This is a genomic window from Streptomyces sp. NPDC005574 (assembly GCF_040605435.1).
GTDB lineage: Bacteria > Actinomycetota > Actinomycetes > Streptomycetales > Streptomycetaceae > Streptomyces.
On the sequence record NZ_JBEXCW010000285.1, the window covers coordinates 1 to 1,850 of the forward strand.

Annotated in this window: 1 protein-coding gene and 1 pseudogene; one reads left to right on the forward strand and one right to left on the reverse strand. The window is 68.5% G+C overall.

The window, feature by feature from the left end; translation table 11 throughout:
• Window positions 1-437 precede the first annotated feature (437 nt).
• Window positions 438-1,289: pseudogene (locus ABZT03_RS44150) on the reverse strand (IS1380 family transposase); the annotation flags it as partial.
• Between the two features lie 247 nt (window positions 1,290-1,536).
• Between ABZT03_RS44150 and ABZT03_RS44155 the strand changes: the two are divergent.
• On the forward strand, window positions 1,537-1,850 hold a 314-nt coding region (locus ABZT03_RS44155), incomplete at its 3' end, for an IS110 family transposase (protein WP_356049948.1).

Here is a 1,850-nt window from a genome sequence, read left to right on the forward strand (position 1 = left end):
CGCCAGGTCACCGACCAGGCGGCATTTTCCCCCCGGCCGACTCACCCGCGCGGTCAAAGCCACCCACGCTGAACTCCTCGAACGCCTCCTGCCACAGCGACGCCGCCGGGCCAACCCCCGCGTCATCAAACGCAAAGTCGCCAGCTGGCCCCTCAAACGCGCCGCCCACCGCGTTACAGACCACCCGCGCGTCCCGGCCATCACCATCGTTGGCGCCACCAAACCCAAACGGGTCAAACGCATACCAAAGCCCTAAGTTACCGGTATTGCCCCTAGCCTCGAAGTTTCGTGACGGGCCGCCGACGGAGTCAGTGGCCCGTTTTCGTGCCGCGGGCTGACGCTGGGCAGGCCGGAGGCCCGAGTGTCGCCTCGGGGTGGCGCCGGATTCCACTGCTCCGGGTGTTGAGCTGCTGTCGTAGGGACGGGGAATTTGCTGGTCAGCCTGGGTTCGGCAGGAGTGCGAGCCGTTCGAGGGCGGCGGTGATGTGGCTGGTCCAAGGCCAGTGCCGGGCCAGGCGGAGGATCCGCCGACGGCCGGTGGTGACGAGCTGTCCGGCTGCGCTGAACAGGCGGAGCCGCAGGCGGCGGGGTCCCCAGAGCCGGGCCTTGCCGGTCAGCGCGAGCATCGGCATCCAGGCCAGCAGGTCGAGCGCGATCTGCACGATCTCCAGCCAGATCCGGTTCTGGGCGGTGCGGTGCAGAGGAAGATTTCGCAGGCCGGTGGCCCGGGCGGCCCGGATGCGGTCCTCGGCCCTCGCTCGCAGCCGGTGACGGAGCTCGAGCTCGGCGATCGGCCGACCCAAGGTGTTGGTGGCGAAACAGGTCAGCCGCATGCCGTCCGCATCCGTGAGCCGCAACTGGGCCCCGGAGTGCGGTCGTTCCTTCCTGACGATCAGCCGCATGCCCTTGGGCCAGCCGTCCAGAACGCCGCCGGTGAGTTCAGCGACCCAGGCGCCGTCGCGGATCTCTCCGTCGGGTTCGGCCGCCGGCGTCCAGGCCGATGCCGGAACCTTCAGCACGTGGCTGTGGATCGCCTCGGTGATCACTATGCCGACGGAGTAGGACAGCCACCGTCCCCGCTGAGCGAGCCAGGCGACGAAGTCGTGGGTGCCGCCCGCGGAGTCGGTGCGGATCAGGGTTCGGCGCCCGCGCCGGTACTTCTTCGGCAGCTGGGCCAAGGCCAGTTGGGTGGCGGTGATGTGGTCGGCCGCCGTGTTCGATCCCGCGTTGCCTGGTCTGAGCAGGGCCGCGACCGGTTCACCCGTGCCGCCCGGTCCGTGGTCGACGAACCCCATCAGCGGGTCCTACGTTGTTGGTGGGTTGGACGGGCCGTCGTAAGGTCCAGAGGCCCAGAGACACCGGGTATGGCTTTCAGCGGGTTGCACTCGATGGTTCCCATCACCTGGCCGCCCGGTGTCTCACGACGACTCGGCCGCTGATTAGGAGCTGCGAGCACCTGCGGGTGTGTCGCTGAGTAGGACCACGTCGGCGAGGTCGTTAGGGAGAACAGCGCACACCGACGAACCGGAGGAACCCGTGCCCCAGATTTGGGCGGGTGTGGACATCGGCAAGACCCATCACCACTGCGTGGTCCCGGATGCCGAAGGCAGGAGGCTGCTGTCGCGGCGGGTGCTGAACGACGAGCCGGAACTGCTGGCTCTGCTCGCCGACGTGCTGACGATCGACGAGGACGTTGTATGGGCGGTCGACGTCACCGAGGGCATGGCCACGCTGCTGATCAGCGTGCTGCTCAACCACGGACAGCAGCTGCTCTACATACCCGGCCTCGCGGTCAACCGGGCCTCGGCCGGCTACCGGGGCACCGGCAAGACCGATGCCAAGGACGCGGT